This window comes from Pseudomonas sp. HY13-MNA-CIBAN-0226 (assembly GCF_040310305.1).
In the GTDB taxonomy this organism is placed as follows: domain Bacteria; phylum Pseudomonadota; class Gammaproteobacteria; order Pseudomonadales; family Pseudomonadaceae; genus Aquipseudomonas; species Aquipseudomonas gregormendelii.
In genome coordinates, this window is record NZ_JBEOPS010000699.1 from 1 (window position 1) to 230 (window position 230).

The window sequence follows — 230 nt, forward strand, 5'->3', positions numbered from 1 at the left end:
GTGACAAAGATATCGCGCTGTTTGGCCATCTCTTCGGGTTTCTTTTTACCCATCGCACGGCGTAACATGTCCGCACCACCCAAGCTATATCCTGCCATGACCTGCGAGATCTGCATGACCTGTTCTTGATAGACAATAACGCCGTTGGTGTTTTCTAATATTGGCTCAAGGTTTGGATGGTCATAGATGACTTCCTCGCGACCGTGTTTACGATCAATATACATCTCTAC

General features: G+C 47.0%; 1 protein-coding gene. It reads right to left on the reverse strand.

Features of this window, described 5'->3' with window-relative positions; translation table 11 throughout:
- A partial coding sequence (locus AAEZ05_RS30505; protein ID WP_350650437.1) for a hypothetical protein occupies nucleotides 1–230 on the reverse strand: 230 nt, incomplete at both ends.